Source organism: Cupriavidus sp. GA3-3 (assembly GCF_000389805.1).
In the GTDB taxonomy this organism is placed as follows: Bacteria; Pseudomonadota; Gammaproteobacteria; order Burkholderiales; family Burkholderiaceae; genus Cupriavidus; species Cupriavidus necator_D.
In genome coordinates this window covers 49,132-64,682 of the sequence record NZ_KB944491.1, presented here as the reverse complement: position 1 = coordinate 64,682, position 15,551 = coordinate 49,132, and the positions used below count along the sequence as shown (strand labels likewise).

Genomic DNA, 15,551 nt, shown 5'->3' with positions numbered 1-15,551 from the left:
CTATATAGATACAGGAAAACAAAGGCAGGAAATCGAAGTGTTTGGCGAGCTGCAAAAACCTCATGTGCTGGTACTGGGCCTTGGTGAGTCGGGCCTGGCCATGGCGCGCTGGTGTGGCCTGAACGGCTGCGCGGTGCGCGTGGCTGACACGCGCGAGGCGCCCGCCAACCTTGTCTTCCTGCAGGCCGAGCTGACTTCGGCCGAATTCGTCGGCGGCCCGTTCGCCGACAGCCTGCTCGACGGCATCGGCCTGGTGGCGATCAGCCCGGGCCTGTCGCCGCTGGAAGCCGCCACTGGCGCGCTGCTGGCCGCGGCGCAGGCGCGCGGCATCCCCGTGTGGGGCGAGATCGAGCTGTTCGTGCGCGCGCTGCGCCACCTGGAAGCCGAGTCCGGCTACGCGCCGAAGATCCTGGCGATCACCGGCACCAACGGCAAGACCACCACCACCGCGCTGACCGGCCGGCTGGTGGAGCGCGCCGGCAAGAGCGTGGCGGTGGCGGGCAATATCAGCCCGTCGGCGCTGGACAAGCTGTCGGCCTGCATCGCCTCGGCATCGCTGCCGGAGGTGTGGGTGCTTGAGCTGTCCAGCTTCCAGCTGGAAACCACGCACACGCTGGCGCCCGCCGCGGCGACTGTGCTCAACGTCACCCAGGACCACCTGGACTGGCATGGCTCGATGGAAGCCTATGCCGCGTCCAAGGCGCGCATCTTCGGGCCGGCCGGCAGCGAGTGCGTGCAGGTGCTCAACCGCAACGACCGCCTGACCATGGATATGGCGCGGCCCGGGAGCACGCCGCTGACCTTTGGCACCGACCTGCCGGAAACGCCGGGCAGCTTCGGCATCCTGCGCGAGGGCGGCATGCCCTGGCTGGTGCTGGCCGAACCCGATCCGGACGCGGAAGGGGAGGGCAAGCCGCGCCGCCGCAAGGCCGCCGAGGCGGTCCAGGAAGCCGTGCCGGTGCGCCACAAGCGCCTGATGCCGGCCGACGCGCTGCATATCCGCGGCATGCACAACGCCACCAACGCGATGGCCGCGCTGGCGCTGTGCCGCGCCATCGACCTGCCGATGAACGCACTGCTGCACGGCCTGCGCGAATACCGCGGCGAGCCGCACCGCGTGGAGTGGGTTGCGACCATCGACGATGTCGAGTATTTCGACGACAGCAAGGGCACCAACGTGGGCGCAACCGTGGCCGCGCTGTCTGGGCTGGACAAGCGCGTGGTGCTGATCGCCGGCGGCGAAGGCAAGGGCCAGGATTTCTCGCCGCTGGCCGCGCCGGTGGCGCAGTACGCGCGCGCGGTGGTGCTGATCGGCCGTGCCGCGGGTGAACTGCGCGATGCATTGCAGGGCAGCGGTGCCAGCCTGGTCGACGCCGGCACGCTGGAAGAGGCCGTGACCAAGGCTGCCGGACTGGCCGAGAGCGGCGATGTGGTGCTGCTGTCGCCGGCATGCGCCAGCCTCGACATGTTCCGCAACTACGTGCATCGCGCCGAGGTGTTCCGCGGCGCCGTGGAAGAACTGGCGCTGTCCCGGGGGATCCTGCCATGAGCGAAGCACAGGTCAAGCGCAGCGGCTTTATCGGCGCCACCATCGGCAATGCCTGGGGTGGCCTGCGCGACGCCGTGTCGGGCGTCAAGCCGACCCGCTCGCGCATGATGGAGTACGACCAGCCCATGCTGTGGGTGTCGATCGTGCTGCTCGCGCTCGGCCTGGTGATGGTCTATTCGGCCTCGATCGCGCTGCCGGACTCGCCGCGCTACGCCAACTATCGCGAGAGCCACTTCCTGATGCGCCATGCGTTCGCGCTGGGGATCGGGCTGTCGGTCGGGCTGGCGTCGTTCCAGGTCCCGGTCAAGGTGTGGGACCGCTACGCGCCCAAGCTCTTTATCTTCGCGCTGATCCTGCTGGTGATCGTGCTGGTGCCGTTCGTCGGCAAGGGCGTGAACGGCGCGCGGCGCTGGATTCCGCTGGGCGTGATGAACTTCCAGCCGTCCGAGCTGATGAAGCTGGCGGTGGTGCTGTACGCGGCCAACTACACCGTGCGCAAGCAGGAGTGGATGCAGACCGTGTCCAAGGGCTTTTTGCCGATGGGCGTGGCGGTGGTGGTGGTGGGCATGCTGCTGCTGCTCGAGCCCGACATGGGCGCGTTCCTGGTAATCGCCGCGGTGGCGATGGGCATCCTGTTCCTGGGCGGCATCAACGGCAAGCTGTTTGCCGGGCTGGTGGGCGTGGCAATCGGCGCGTTCGCGCTGCTGATCACGGCTTCGCCCTGGCGGCGCGAGCGGATCTTCGCCTACCTGAACCCGTGGGAAGAGAGCAACGCGCTGGGCAAGGCCTACCAGCTCACGCACTCGCTGATCGCTTTCGGCCGCGGCGAGTGGACCGGGGTGGGGCTGGGCGGCAGCATCGAGAAGCTGCACTACCTGCCCGAGGCCCATACCGACTTCATCCTCGCGGTGATCGGCGAGGAATTCGGCTTTGTCGGCGTGCTGGTGGTGATCGTGCTGTTCTACTGGCTGGTGCGGCGCGCCTTCAATATCGGCCGCACCGCGCTGCAGCTGGACCGCACCTTTGCCGGCCTGGTGGCCAAGGGCATCGGCGTGTGGATCGGCTGGCAGACCTTTATCAATATGGGCGTGAATCTGGGCCTGCTGCCGACCAAGGGGCTGACGCTGCCGCTGGTGAGCTATGGCGGCTCGGGGATCTTGATGAACTGCGTGGCGCTGGCGATCCTGCTGCGCATTGATTATGAAAATCGAGTATTGATGCGCGGAGGGAAGGTATGACCGGACCGCGCACCTTGCTCGTGATGGCCGGCGGCACCGGGGGGCATGTGTTCCCGGGGCTGGCGGTCGCGCACGCGCTGCGCGAGCAGGGCTGGAAAGTGGTCTGGCTGGGCAACCGCACCGGCATGGAAGCCACGCTGGTGCCCAAGCACGACATCCCGATGGAGTTCATCCAGTTCGGCGGGCTGCGCGGCAAAGGCCTGGTGACCAAGTTCCTGCTGCCGCTGAACCTGCTGCGTGCGTTCTGGCAGAGCATAGCCGCGCTGCGCCGGGTGCGCCCGAGCGTGGTGCTGGGCATGGGCGGCTATATCACCTTCCCGGCCGGCATGATGGCGTCGCTGCTGGGGCGCCCGCTGGTGCTGCACGAGCAGAACTCGATTGCCGGACTGGCCAACAAGGTGCTGGCCAAGGTGGCCGACCGCGTGCTGTGCGCGTTCCCGGACACGCTGCCCGGCGGCGAATGGACCGGCAACCCGGTACGCGAGGAACTGGCGCACCTGGACGCGCCCGAAGCGCGCTATGACCAGCGCAGCGGCCCGCTGCGGATCCTGGTGGTGGGCGGCAGCCTGGGCGCCGCGGCGTTGAACGAGGTGGTGCCCAAGGCCATCGCGCTGCTGCCCGGGGGCGAGCGCCCGGTGGTCACGCATCAGGCGGGCGCGAAGCAGATCGACACGCTGCGCGCCAACTACGCGGCCGCGCAGGTGCCCGCGCAGACCCTGCCGTTCATCGACGACATGGCGCGCGCTTACGCCGATGCGGACCTGGTGATCTGCCGCGCCGGCGCGATGACGGTGTCGGAAGTGGCTGCCGCGGGTGTGGCGGCGATGTTCGTGCCGTTCCCGCATGCGGTGGACGACCACCAGACCACCAACGCGGAATTTTTGTCGAAGCAGGGCGCGGCCCTGCTGGTGCAGCAGAAAGACCTGACGGCCGAGGGGCTGGCGCAAACCATCGCCAGCCTGACCCGGCCGCAGCTGAAAGACATGGCGCGCCTGGCGCGCGGACTGGCCAAACCTGAGGCAACCCGGCGCGTCGCCGAGATCTGCAGTCAGCTGGCCAGGGACTGAAGCCTATATAGGCAGCAATCGAATGAAGCATATCGTCAAGAACATCCACTTCGTGGGCATCGGCGGCGCCGGCATGAGCGGCATCGCCGAGGTCCTGCTGAACCTGGGATACAAGGTCTCGGGCTCGGACGTGGGCAACAATGCCGCCACGCGGCGCCTGGCATCGCTCGGCGCCACGGTCATGCACGGGCATGACGCGGCCAACGTGACCGGCGCCAACGCGGTGGTGGTGTCGACCGCCGTCAGCGGCGACAACCCCGAAGTGCTGGCCGCCCGCAGCAAGCGCATCCCGGTGGTGCCGCGCGCAGTGATGCTGGCCGAACTGATGCGCCTGAAGCAGGGCGTGGCCATCGCCGGCACGCACGGCAAGACCACCACCACCAGCCTGGTGGCGTCGGTGCTGGCCGAAGGCGGGCTGGACCCGACCTTCGTGATCGGCGGCCGCCTGAACTCGGCCGGCGCCAACGCGCGCCTGGGCACGGGCGACTTCATCGTGGCCGAGGCCGACGAGTCGGACGCATCGTTCCTGAACCTGTTCCCGGTCATCGAGGTCATCACCAATATCGATGCCGACCACATGGACACCTACGGGCATGACTTTGCCCGGCTCAAGCAGGCGTTCATCGAATTCACCCAGCGGCTGCCGTTCTACGGCATCGCGGTGCTGTGCGTCGACGACCCCAACGTGCGCGAGATCCTGCCGTTCGTGTCCAAGCCGGTGGTGCGCTACGGCTTTGCCGAGGATGCCCAGATCCGCGCCGTGGACGCGCGCGCGGTCGACGGCCAGATGCACTTCACCGTGCAGCGCCAGCTTAACGGCCATACCGAGCCGCCGCTCGAGATCGTGCTGAACCTGCCCGGCCTGCACAACGTGCAGAACGCGCTCGCGGCGATCGCCATTGCCACCGAGCTGGAGGTGCCCGATGCCGCCATCGTCAAGGCACTGCGCGAGTTCCATGGCGTGGGCCGGCGCTTCCAGCGCTACGGCGAGGTGGCCACGCCCGACGGCGCCGGCACCTTCACCCTGGTGGACGACTACGGCCACCACCCGGTCGAGATGGCGGCCACGCTGGCCGCCGCGCGCGGCGCGTTCCCGGGGCGCCGCCTGGTGCTGGCGTTCCAGCCGCACCGCTTTACCCGTACGCGGGATTGCTTTGAGGACTTCGTCAAAGTGCTGGGCACCGTCGATGCGCTGCTGCTGTCCGAGGTCTACGCCGCCGGCGAAGCCCCGATCGTGGCCGCCGACGGCCGTGCGCTGACCCGCGCGCTGCGCGTGGCCGGCAAGGTCGAACCTGTTTTCGTGGAGCAGATGGAAGAAATGCCGCAGGCCATCCTGGATGCCGTCCGGCCGGGCGATGTGGTCGTGACGATGGGCGCGGGCTCGATCGGGGCCGTGCCGGGGCAGCTGGTGTCGCACCAGCAATCGACGCAATCAACGCAGGGAGGCCAGGCATGAGCTTCGTCGCCCATCCCAATATCGATCCCAAGTCGCTGGGCAAGGTCGGCGTGCTGCTGGGCGGACGCTCGGCCGAACGCGAGATCTCGCTGATGTCTGGCAACGGCGTGCTGGCCGCGCTGCAGTCGCGCGGCGTGGACGCGCACGGCTTCGACCCGGGCCTGCAGAGCGTGGCCGAGCTGGCCGCTGCCGGCTTTGACCGCGTCTTTATCGCACTGCATGGCCGCTATGGCGAGGATGGCACCATCCAGGGCCTGCTCGAGCAGCTGGGCGTGCCGTACACCGGCAGCGGCGTGCTGGCATCAGCCATGGCCATGGACAAGCAGGCCACCAAGCGCTTGTGGATGACCTATGGCCTGGCCACGCCGCGCTTTGCCATGCTGCATGCGGACACTGATTTTGATGCCGTGGCGGCCGACCTGGGCCTGCCGCTGATCGTCAAGCCGGCGCGCGAGGGCTCGTCGATCGGCCTGACCAAGGTCACTGCCGCCGACCAGATGCGCGCGGCGTTCGAGAAGGCCGCGGCGCTGGACAACGACGTCATTGCCGAGACCTTTATCGACGGCGCCGAACTGACCTGCCCGATCGTGGGCGAGGGCGACAGCGCCGAAGCGCTGCCGGTGATCCGCATTGTTGCGCCCGAAGCCAACTACGACTATCAAAATAAGTACTTTACTGACGATACCCAGTACTTGTGCCCGTCGGGCCTGGATCTCGAAGTCGAACGCGAGGTCCGGGCGCTGGCGGTGCAGTCCTACCGCGTGCTGGGCTGCCGCGGCTGGGCGCGTGCCGACCTGATGCTGCGCGCCGACGGCAAGCCTTTCCTGCTCGAGATGAATACCTCGCCCGGCATGACCGGCCATTCGCTGGTGCCGATGGCGGCGCGCGCGGTTGGCATCAGCTACGAGGACTTCGTGATGCAGGTGGTGGCCGCGGCCACGCTGGACCTGCATCCCAACGAGCATTGGAAACCCGAATAACGCAACCGAACAGGACCGTACCGGACCATGTGGCATAACGCACGCCTGCTCAACCTGATCGCCTCCGCGCTGTACGCGCTGGTGGTGCTGATGGCGCTCGCGGCAGGCCTGCTGTGGCTGGCGCAGCGGCCGGTGTTCGCCATCACCCATGTGGAGATCGGCCCGCTGGACGGCGGCGCCCTGCGCCACGTGAACGCGCCCAGCGTGCGTGCCAGCGCGCTGGGCAAGCTGACCGGCAATTTCTTCACGCTGGACCTGAACGCGGCCCGGCAGGCATTCGAGTCGGTGCCCTGGGTGCGGCGCGCCAGCGTGCGGCGCGAATGGCCCAACGGCCTGGCGGTCGAGGTCGAGGAACACGAGGCGCTGGGCACCTGGGGCACGCCCGACAGCGGGCGCCTGATCAATACCTATGGCGAGGTCTTTGTCGCCAACACCGCCGAGGCGGAAGAAGACGCACAGCTGCTGGCGCTGGACGGGCCGCCGGACAGCGAGGGCGATGTGATCGAGAAGCTCGAGGTCATGCGCCAGTGGTTCAAGCCGCTCAAGGCCGAGCCGCTGGCGGTGGCCCTGTCTGGCCGCTATGCCTGGCGCGCGAAGCTGTCCAACGGCATGGAGGTCGAACTGGGCCGCGAGCAGAACGATGAGGATCGCGTGGCGATGGACCAGCGGGTCCGGCGCTTCGTCGCGGCCTGGCCGCAGGTCACCCAGCAATGGGGCAGCCAGATCGAGTATGCCGACTTGCGTTATCCCAACGGCTTTGCCATCCGCGCCGCCAATGCCCGCTTCCTGACCGAGGCGCAGATCGCAGCGGCGGTCAGGGCGGAGAAGGCGGCGAAAGCAGCGAAGGCGGCCAAGCCGGCGCCGGCGGCAGCAGCGGTTTCAGGTACTTCCAACAACAATCCGACGCGACTGAAGAGCAAGAACGCGGAGAAAACCCGATGAGCAAGGAATACAAGGACCTGTTGGTCGGTCTCGATATCGGCACCTCGAAGGTGGCGGCGGTGGTCGCAGAACTGCGCCCCGACGGCAGCTACGAGGTGATCGGGATGGGCCAGTCAGAGTCCAAGGGTCTGAAGAAAGGGGTCGTGGTCAATATCGAGGCCACCGTGCAGTCGATCCAGAAGGCGCTGGAAGAGGCCGAGCTGATGGCCGACTGCAAGATTTCGGAGGTCTTCACCGGCATTGCCGGCAGCCACATCCGCAGCTTCAACTCCAGCGGCATGGTGGCGATCAAGGACAAGGAGGTCACGCAGACCGATGTGGCGCGCGTGATCGAGACCGCCAAGGCGGTCAATATCCCGACCGACCAGCAGATCCTGCACATCCTGACGCAGGAATTCATCATCGACGGCCAGGAGGACGTGCGCGAGCCCATCGGCATGAGCGGCATCCGCCTGGAAGTGAAGGTGCATATCGTCACCGGCGCGGTCAGCGCCGCGCAGAACATCGTCAAGTGCGTGCGCCGCTGCGGCCTGGAAGTGCACGACCTGATCCTGCAGCCGCTGGCTTCGAGCCTGGCGGTGCTGACCGAGGACGAGAAGGAACTGGGCGTGGTGCTGGTCGACATCGGCGGCGGCACCACCGACATCGCCATCTTCAGCGAAGGCGCGATCCGCCATACGGCCGTGATCCCTATCGCCGGCGACCAGATCACCAACGACATCGCGATGGCGCTGCGCACGCCGACGCCAGATGCCGAGGACATCAAGATCCAGTACGGCATCGCCAAGCAGGCGATCGCCGACCCGGACGACATGATCGAAGTGCCGGGCGTGGGCGACCGTGGCACGCGCACGCTCAGCCGCCAGGCGCTGGCCGCGGTGATCGAGCCGCGCATCGAAGAGCTGTACTCGCTGGTGCACCAGGTGGTGCGCGAGTCGGGCTATGAAGAACTGTTGTCGTCCGGCGTGGTCATCACCGGTGGTACCGCGATGATGCCGGGCATGGTCGAGCTGGGCGAGGACATCTTCCTCAAGCCCGTGCGCGTGGGTGTGCCGGAGTACCGCGGCAACCTGCACGAGGTGGTGAAGAGCCCGCGCTACGCGACCGTGATGGGCCTGCTGCTGGAAGGCCGTGTGCAACGCATGCGCGGACGCAAGGTGGCGGTGCAGAGCGGGTCGGTCAAGCAGGTGTGGACCCGCATGAAGGAATGGTTTGTCGGCAATTTCTGATCAATGCGGAAATTGACGCGCTGACGATGCAACGGCGCGCAGGCAGGGCGGTCTACCGGACAGGCCTGTGTACCGAGTGGAAGTTTTCTGGTTTTCTTTTTATTGGTTTCTTGTTCAGAAACCAGGGGTTGCGGCGGGGAGGCTGCATCGTCTGGGGACTGATTTTTCTCGGAGGCAGTGATGGACTTTGACATGATCGAAACGGAAGTGCAGGACGGCACCATCATCAAGGTGGTCGGCGTGGGCGGTGCGGGCGGTAACGCCGTGCAGCACATGATCAGCCGCGGCGTGCAAGGCGTCGAATTCATCTGCATGAACACCGATGCCCAGGCGCTCAAGCGTTCGAGCGCTTCGCGCGTGCTGCAACTTGGCAATACGGGCCTGGGCGCTGGCGCCAAGCCGGAAGTCGGCCGCAACTGCGCCGAATCGGCCCGTGATCAGATCGCCGACTCCCTGCGCGGCGCGCACATGGTCTTCATCACTGCCGGCATGGGCGGCGGCACCGGCACGGGCGCCGCGCCGATCGTCGCGCAAGTGGCCAAGGAGATGGGCATCCTGACCGTGGGCGTGGTCAGCAAGCCGTTCGACTTCGAAGGCGCGCGCCGCGCCAAGGTGGCCGAACACGGTTCCAGCGAGCTGGAATCAAGCGTCGACTCGCTGATCGTGGTGCTCAACGAGAAGCTGTTCGAAGTGATGGGCGACGACGCCGAGATGGACAAGTGCTTCCAGTGCGCCGACGACGTGCTGCACAACGCGGTGGCCGGCATTGCCGAGATCATCAACGTTGACGGCCTGGTGAACGTCGACTTCGAAGACGTGAAGACGGTGATGGGCGAGCAGGGCAAGGCCATGATGGGGACGGCCACCGTGTCGGGCGTGGACCGCGCCCGCCTGGCAGCCGAGCAGGCCGTTGCCAGCCCGCTGCTGGAAGGCGTTGACCTGTCCGGCGCGCGCGGCGTGCTGGTCAACATCACCGCCAGCCGTTCGCTGAAGCTGTCGGAAACCAAGGAAGTCATGAACACCATCCGCAGCTACGCGGCGGAAGATGCGACCGTGATCTTCGGTACGGTGTACGATGACTCGATGAGCGATGCGCTGCGCGTGACGGTGGTGGCCACGGGCCTGGGCCGCTCGGCCAAGAAGCAACAGCCGATGACCCTGCTCAAGACCGGCACGGACAACATGCCGGTGCAGATGATGGCCAACATGACCGCCGCCGCGGCCACGCACAGCTCGCCGGACTACAGCAACCTGGATACGCCGGCCGTGTGGCGCAGCTCGCGTGAGTCGGCGTCGGCTCACGTGGCGGCGCTGCAGGAAAAGGGTGTGGATACGTACGACATCCCGGCCTTCCTGCGCAAGCAGGCAGACTGAGCCCTGCCTGGCGCGGCATCGGTGCCTCCACCGGCCGCCTGACGGAACGCGTCGCCTTGTCGCGATGCACGTGCGCTCCCCATCCGCGCGTGCCTTGCATGGACTGACGTGAACCGCCGGGCTGCTGGCGGCGCCGCGCCTGCGCCGGACTGAGCTTCACCCGCATCCCGCCGGGACTGGCGTGCCGCTGGCCGCCTCCCCGGACTGGTTTCCCGCCTTCCCGGTCGGGATGTATCAGCGTCCGCGCGGCGCACCCAAGAGGTGCGCCGCGCGGACGTCTTTGTAGCAAGGTGTATCGGATCCGCGCCGGATGTCACCGGATGTGACCCGGCTTTGGCAATGCGGGCAAGGCGCCTATGATCTTGAGATTGCCCGTCTGACTGAGTGCGGGCGTCTGCGCCCCGGCATCCGGACTATTCTTCAGAAAACCCAGAAGGACCACGACCCATGATCACTGTCGGTTCCCGCGTCCCCGACGCCACGCTGCAGGAATTCTTCGAAACCGAAGGCAACGGCTGTGCGCTCGGCCCCAATGCCTTCAAGGTGGCGGACCTGGTCCGCGGCCGCAAGATCGTGGTGTTCGGCCTGCCCGGCGCTTTTACGCCGACCTGCTCGGCCAAGCATGTGCCGGGCTTTGTGCAGCACGCCGCGGCGCTGCGCGAGGCCGGCGTCGACGAGGTCTGGTGCGTGTCGGTCAACGACGCCTTCGTGATGGGCGCCTGGGGCCGTGAACAGCAGACTGGCGGCACGGTGCGCATGATGGCCGACGGCAGCGCCGAGTGGACCCGCGCGCTGGGCCTGGACCAGGACCTGGGCGCGCGCGGCATGGGCGTGCGCTCCAAGCGCTACGCGATGGTGATCGACGACGGCGTCGTCACCCGGCTCGACGTCGAGGCACCGGGCGAATTCCGCGTCAGCAGCGCCGAAGCAGTGCTGGCGGCGTTGCGTGGCTGACACAGTCATCCGGGTAAACGTGGATAATACGCAACTTGTTAAGGGGATGTTAACAGCCGGAAACAAAACCCGGCTGGAGCGCCCCTGAGGTGGTGGTAAAATCCCTTAATCACAAAAGCTGCCCGATAGATTTTTATAATAGTTGAGGCTGTCATGCTCAAACAGCGCACCATCAAATCCCTGGTAAAGACCGTTGGCATCGGCCTGCACTCGGGACGCAAGGTCACGTTGACCCTGCGTCCCGCGCCGGCGGACACCGGCATCGTCTTTACCCGCGTCGACCTGCCCGAGGCCGTCGAGATTCCCGTGGCCGCGTCGGCCATCGGCGACACGCGCCTGGCATCGGTGCTGCAGAAGGATGGCGCGCGCGTTTCGACCGTCGAGCACCTGATGTCGGCCTGTGCGGGCCTGGGCATCGACAACCTCTATGTCGATGTCGACGCCGAGGAAATCCCGATCATGGACGGCAGCGCCGCGTCCTTCGTGTTCCTGCTGCAGTCGGCCGGCATTGAAGAGCAGAACGCGCTGAAGACCTTTATCCGCGTCAAGAAAGCGGTGGAAGTGCGCGAGGGCGACAAGCTGGCGCGGCTGGAGCCGTTCTTCGGCTTCAAGCTGTCGTTCACCATCGACTTCCGCCACCCGGCGGTCGACAAGACCGGCCAGACTTTCTCGATCGACTTTGCCGACACCAGCTACGTGCGCGAGATTGCCCGCGCCCGCACCTTCGGCTTTGCGCACGAGGTGGAAGCCCTGCGCGAGATGGGCCTGGCGCGCGGCGGCAGCCTGGACAACGCGATCGTGCTGGACGAGCACCGCATGCTCAACAATGAAGAGCTGCGCTACGGCGACGAGTTCGTGCGCCACAAGATCCTGGATGCGATCGGCGACCTGTATGTGGTGGGCCACCCGCTGATCGGCGCCTATGTGGCGAACAAGTCGGGCCACGGCCTGAACAACCAGCTGCTGCGCGCGCTGCTGGCCGACCAGGAAGCCTATGAACTGGTCACCTTCGACCGCGTCGAGGAAGCCCCGGTCGCGTTCCTGCCGCAGGCGCAGCCGGCGTTTGCCTGATCCTGGCGAACTGGCGCAGAAAAAAGCCGACCCGAGGGTCGGCTTTTTCGTGTTCGGCAACGGGCTAGCGGTGATGGGCGAGCAGCGTATTGAGCGCGTCGCGCAGCGGCGAATCCGGCAGGCTGCGCGCCAGCTGGTCCAGATTGGCGAGTCCCGTGGGCGTCATGCGGCCACCGGTGCGCTGGCGTTGCACGGGCTCCACTTCCCAGTCCGCGTGGCGCGACACCTCCGGCTGCACCCGCACCCGGATCGCGGTGATATGCGAGCCGCGCTGCTGCAGCCGTGCCAGCAGCGTCGGCACTACCTGGCGCACGCGGGCAGCGGCGGCGCCGTGCGCGGCCAGCAACAGCAGCACCTGGGCGTTCGGGTCGGTGGCGTCACGCTTGACCCCGGCCACGGCCAGGCCGTCGCGCATGCCGGCGGGCAGCAGTGCCAGCACCTCGGCCTCGAGCACCGACAGCTGGCGCGCGGTCTGCATCAGCGTCGAAACCGGGCCGGCCTTGGCCAGCCAGTCGTTGAGCGGCTTGGCGGCGGGGGTCTGCAGGGCGTGATGGGTGAAGCGGCGCATGCATGCATTCTAGCAAGGGGCGCGCTGGCCGCCTTGCCCGACTGTGGATTGAAGCTGCGGCGGCCGCCCCAAACTGTGGCCAATGGGCGCACGGGCAATCACGCGGGCAATCTGCGGACCACACGCGTGGCCGACATCCGGCAGGCTTGCCTGCCCTTGCGGGACGGGGCCAGGCGCGTTCCGGCCGTGACCCCGGCACATGATAAACTCGGCGTTTTGCGCCAATCTATCCATTCCTCGCCCGGCCGCCGGAGCAGCCCGCATCCCTGGGGTGCCGCCCGGTTCCGCGCAGGTGAAAGCAATCGATGATCACCGGCCTTCTCAAGAAAGTCTTCGGCAGCCGCAATGAGCGGCTGATCAAACAATACCGCCGCACGGTGGCGCAGATCAATGCGCTGGAGCCGAAGTTCGAGCAGCTCTCGGACGACGAACTGCGCGGCATGACGGAGACCTTCCGGCAGCGCCACGCCGGCGGCGAATCGCTCGAGGCGCTGCTGCCCGAGGCCTTCGCCGTCTGCCGCGAGGCCAGCAAGCGTGTCATGAAGATGCGCCACTTCGACGTGCAGCTGATCGGCGGCATGGTGCTGAACGACAACAAGATCGCCGAAATGCGCACCGGCGAAGGCAAGACGCTGACCGCGACGCTGGCCGTGTACCTGAATGCCATCACCGGCCAGGGCGTGCACGTGGTGACCGTCAACGACTACCTGGCGCAGCGCGATGCCGAGTGGATGGGCCGGCTGTACAACTTCCTGGGCCTGTCGGTGGGCGTGAACCTGTCGCAGATGCCGCACGACGCCAAGCAGGCGGCGTACAACTCGGACATCACCTACGGCACCAACAACGAGTTCGGCTTCGACTACCTGCGCGACAACATGGTCTACGACCCGTCGCAACGCGTGCAGCGCCCGCTCAACTACGCCATCGTCGATGAAGTGGACTCGATCCTGATCGACGAGGCCCGCACCCCGCTGATCATCTCCGGCCAGGCCGAGAACCAGACCGACCTGTACCAGCGCATGAACGGCATCCCCAAGCTGCTCGAGCGCCAGATCGGTGAAGAGAAGGCCGACGGCACCGGCGTCGAGAAGCCGGGCGACTACTACGTCGACGAGAAGGGCCACCAGGTCTACCTGACCGAAGCCGGCCACGAGAAGGCCGAAGAGATCCTGTCGCAGCAAGGCCTGATCGGCGAGGGCGAGTCGCTCTACGCGCCGCAGAACATCACGCTGATGCACCACCTGTACGCCGCCCTGCGCGCGCACAGCCTGTTCCATCGCGACCAGCACTACGTGGTGCAGAACGACGAAGTCGTGATCGTCGACGAGTTCACCGGCCGCCTGATGACCGGCCGCCGCTGGTCCGACGGCCTGCACCAGGCCGTTGAGGCCAAGGAAGGCGTCACCGTCCAGCAAGAGAACCAGACGCTGGCGACGATCACCTTCCAGAACTACTTCCGCATGTACAACAAGCTGGCCGGCATGACCGGCACGGCTGACACCGAAGCGTATGAGTTCCAGGAGATCTACGGCCTGGAAGTGGTGGTGATCCCGACCAACCGCCCGGCCCAGCGCAAGGACCAGCAGGACCAGATCTACAAGACCGGCAAGGAGCGCTACGACGCCGTGGTGCGCGATATCCGCGACTGCTACGAGCGTGGCCAGCCGGTGCTGGTGGGCACCACCTCGATCGAGACCTCGGAATACCTGTCGGGCCTGCTCGATCGCGAGCAACTGCCGCACCAGGTGCTCAACGCCAAGCAGCACGCGCGCGAAGCCGAGATCGTGGCCCAGGCCGGCCGCCCCAAGATGATCACCATTGCCACCAACATGGCCGGCCGCGGTACCGACATCGTGCTGGGCGGCAATGTGGAGAAGCAATCCGGCTTTATCGAGGCGGACCCGAACCTGTCCGACGCCGAGAAGGCCGCACGCATCAAGCAGCTCGAGGATGAGTGGCATTCGCTGCACGAGCAGGTCAAGGCCGCCGGCGGCCTGCATATCGTCGGCACCGAGCGCCATGAGTCGCGCCGTATCGACAACCAGCTGCGCGGCCGTGCCGGCCGCCAGGGCGACCCGGGTTCGTCGCGCTTCTACCTGTCGCTGGACGACCAGCTGCTGCGCATCTTCGCCGGCGACCGCGTGCGCGCCATCATGGAACGCCTGAAGATGCCCGAGGGCGAGCCGATCGAAGCCGGCATCGTCACGCGCTCGATCGAATCGGCGCAGCGCAAGGTCGAAGGCCGCAACTTCGACATCCGCAAGCAGCTGCTGCAGTACGACGACGTCGCCAACGACCAGCGCAAGGAAATCTACAAGCTGCGCAACGACGTGCTGGAAGCCCAGGATGTCGGCGACATGGTGACCAACCTGCGCGAGAGCGTGCTGGTTGAGCTGTTCCGCGACCACGTGCCGGCCGACACCATGGAAGAGCAGTGGAACATCTCCGGCCTGGAAACGCGCCTGCGCGAGGACTGGGGCCTGGAAGTGCCGCTGGCGCAGACCATCGAGGGCGCGCAGAGCATCGAGGACGAAGAGCTGCTCAACCTGATCATGAAGGCGGCCGCGGAGCGCTACGATGGCAAGGTCGCGATGGTCGGCCGCGAGTCGTTCGCCGGCTTCGAGCGCTCGGTCATGCTGCAGAGCATCGACACGCACTGGCGCGAGCACCTGGCCGCGCTGGACCACCTGCGCCAGGGCATCCACCTGCGCGGCTATGCGCAGAAGGATCCCAAGCAGGAATACAAGCGCGAGTCGTTCGAGCTGTTCGCGCGCCTGCTGGACCTGATCAAGAACGAAGTCACGCGCGTGACCTTCAACGTGCAGATCCAGTCGCCGGAAGAGCTGGAGCAGGCTTCGGAAGAGATCGAGGAAGGCCTGTCGCACCTGGAGAACATCCAGTACAAGCACGACGAGTTCGCCGAAGGGCGCGAGCCGGTCGAGGAAGCGCCGTCGCCGCGCACCGGTGCGGCCATGGCCGCCGCCGAGCTGGCGCTGGCGGGCATGCCCAAGGTCGGCCGCAACGATCCGTGCCCGTGCGGCTCGGGCAAGAAGTTCAAGCAGTGCCACGGCAGGCTCAGCTGAACTGAGCCCGGCCGGGTACCCGGCATGACGTCGTTCCCGC

The 15,551-nt window shown here is 66.9% G+C and carries 12 protein-coding genes; 11 read left to right on the top strand and 1 reads right to left on the bottom strand.

Annotation, left to right across the window (positions count from 1 at the left end):
• Window positions 1-37: 37 nt before the first annotated feature.
• From murD to lpxC, 10 genes are all read left to right on the top strand, one after another.
• The gene (gene murD, locus C265_RS22240) at window positions 38-1,549 is read left to right on the top strand and encodes a UDP-N-acetylmuramoyl-L-alanine--D-glutamate ligase (protein ID WP_010814771.1); all 1,512 of its coding nucleotides are present in this window, start codon (window positions 38-40) and stop codon (window positions 1,547-1,549) included.
• Window positions 1,546-2,787: a putative lipid II flippase FtsW gene (ftsW, locus tag C265_RS22235; protein WP_010814770.1), complete on the top strand. Its 1,242-nt coding sequence runs from the start codon at window positions 1,546-1,548 to the stop codon at window positions 2,785-2,787. The genes murD and ftsW overlap by 4 nt, the downstream gene beginning before the upstream one ends.
• A complete protein-coding gene (gene murG / locus C265_RS22230) occupies window positions 2,784-3,854 on the top strand; it encodes an undecaprenyldiphospho-muramoylpentapeptide beta-N-acetylglucosaminyltransferase (protein ID WP_010814769.1) in 1,071 nt (356 codons plus the stop codon). The genes ftsW and murG overlap by 4 nt, the downstream gene beginning before the upstream one ends.
• Window positions 3,855-3,876: 22 nt before the next feature.
• Window positions 3,877-5,310 (top strand): UDP-N-acetylmuramate--L-alanine ligase, encoded by a 1,434-nt coding sequence (murC, locus tag C265_RS22225; RefSeq protein ID WP_010814768.1) that lies wholly within the window; start codon window positions 3,877-3,879, stop codon window positions 5,308-5,310.
• Window positions 5,307-6,290 carry a D-alanine--D-alanine ligase gene (locus tag C265_RS22220; RefSeq protein ID WP_010814767.1) on the top strand — a complete coding sequence of 328 codons (984 nt, stop codon included), beginning with the start codon at window positions 5,307-5,309 and terminating at the stop codon, window positions 6,288-6,290. Before murC ends, C265_RS22220 begins: the two co-directional genes overlap by 4 nt.
• Window positions 6,291-6,317: 27 nt before the next feature.
• Complete coding sequence (locus C265_RS22215; RefSeq protein ID WP_010814766.1) at window positions 6,318-7,232, top strand: cell division protein FtsQ/DivIB; 915 nt, start codon at window positions 6,318-6,320, stop codon at window positions 7,230-7,232.
• Window positions 7,229-8,461, top strand: a complete 1,233-nt coding sequence (ftsA, locus tag C265_RS22210) for a cell division protein FtsA (RefSeq protein WP_010814765.1) — start codon at window positions 7,229-7,231, stop codon at window positions 8,459-8,461. Before C265_RS22215 ends, ftsA begins: the two co-directional genes overlap by 4 nt.
• Window positions 8,462-8,641: 180 nt before the next feature.
• Entirely contained in the window at window positions 8,642-9,835 is a 1,194-nt protein-coding gene (ftsZ, locus tag C265_RS22205) for a cell division protein FtsZ (RefSeq protein WP_010814764.1), read from the top strand.
• Between the two features lie 447 nt (window positions 9,836-10,282).
• On the top strand, window positions 10,283-10,789 hold the full coding sequence (locus tag C265_RS22200; RefSeq protein WP_010814763.1) for a peroxiredoxin: 507 nt from the start codon (window positions 10,283-10,285) through the stop codon (window positions 10,787-10,789).
• A gap of 153 nt (window positions 10,790-10,942) precedes the next feature.
• The gene (gene lpxC / locus C265_RS22195; RefSeq protein ID WP_010814762.1) at window positions 10,943-11,860 is read left to right on the top strand and encodes a UDP-3-O-acyl-N-acetylglucosamine deacetylase; all 918 of its coding nucleotides are present in this window, start codon (window positions 10,943-10,945) and stop codon (window positions 11,858-11,860) included.
• A gap of 64 nt (window positions 11,861-11,924) precedes the next feature.
• Here lpxC and C265_RS22190 read toward each other — a convergent pair whose 3' ends face one another.
• Window positions 11,925-12,428, bottom strand: a complete 504-nt coding sequence (locus C265_RS22190) for a hypothetical protein (RefSeq protein ID WP_010814761.1) — start codon at window positions 12,426-12,428, stop codon at window positions 11,925-11,927.
• A gap of 305 nt (window positions 12,429-12,733) precedes the next feature.
• Between C265_RS22190 and secA the strand changes: the two genes are divergently transcribed.
• The gene (secA, locus tag C265_RS22185) at window positions 12,734-15,511 is read left to right on the top strand and encodes a preprotein translocase subunit SecA (RefSeq protein ID WP_010814760.1); all 2,778 of its coding nucleotides are present in this window, start codon (window positions 12,734-12,736) and stop codon (window positions 15,509-15,511) included.
• Window positions 15,512-15,551: the final 40 nt, after the last annotated feature.

What these genes read in the sequence shown, in the direction of transcription:
- C265_RS22200 (WP_010814763.1), top strand. Translation starts at nt 10,283, where the DNA reads ATGATCACTGTCGGTTCCCGCGTCCCCGACGCCACGCTGCAGGAATTC.
- murG (WP_010814769.1), top strand. Translation starts at nt 2,784, where the DNA reads ATGACCGGACCGCGCACCTTGCTCGTGATGGCCGGCGGCACCGGGGGG.
- lpxC (WP_010814762.1), top strand. Translation starts at nt 10,943, where the DNA reads ATGCTCAAACAGCGCACCATCAAATCCCTGGTAAAGACCGTTGGCATC.
- C265_RS22220 (WP_010814767.1), top strand. Translation starts at nt 5,307, where the DNA reads ATGAGCTTCGTCGCCCATCCCAATATCGATCCCAAGTCGCTGGGCAAG.
- secA (WP_010814760.1), top strand. Translation starts at nt 12,734, where the DNA reads ATGATCACCGGCCTTCTCAAGAAAGTCTTCGGCAGCCGCAATGAGCGG.
- ftsZ (WP_010814764.1), top strand. Translation starts at nt 8,642, where the DNA reads ATGGACTTTGACATGATCGAAACGGAAGTGCAGGACGGCACCATCATC.
- murC (WP_010814768.1), top strand. Translation starts at nt 3,877, where the DNA reads ATGAAGCATATCGTCAAGAACATCCACTTCGTGGGCATCGGCGGCGCC.
- C265_RS22215 (WP_010814766.1), top strand. Translation starts at nt 6,318, where the DNA reads ATGTGGCATAACGCACGCCTGCTCAACCTGATCGCCTCCGCGCTGTAC.
- C265_RS22190 (WP_010814761.1), bottom strand. Translation starts at nt 12,428, where the DNA reads ATGCGCCGCTTCACCCATCACGCCCTGCAGACCCCCGCCGCCAAGCCG.
- ftsW (WP_010814770.1), top strand. Translation starts at nt 1,546, where the DNA reads ATGAGCGAAGCACAGGTCAAGCGCAGCGGCTTTATCGGCGCCACCATC.
- ftsA (WP_010814765.1), top strand. Translation starts at nt 7,229, where the DNA reads ATGAGCAAGGAATACAAGGACCTGTTGGTCGGTCTCGATATCGGCACC.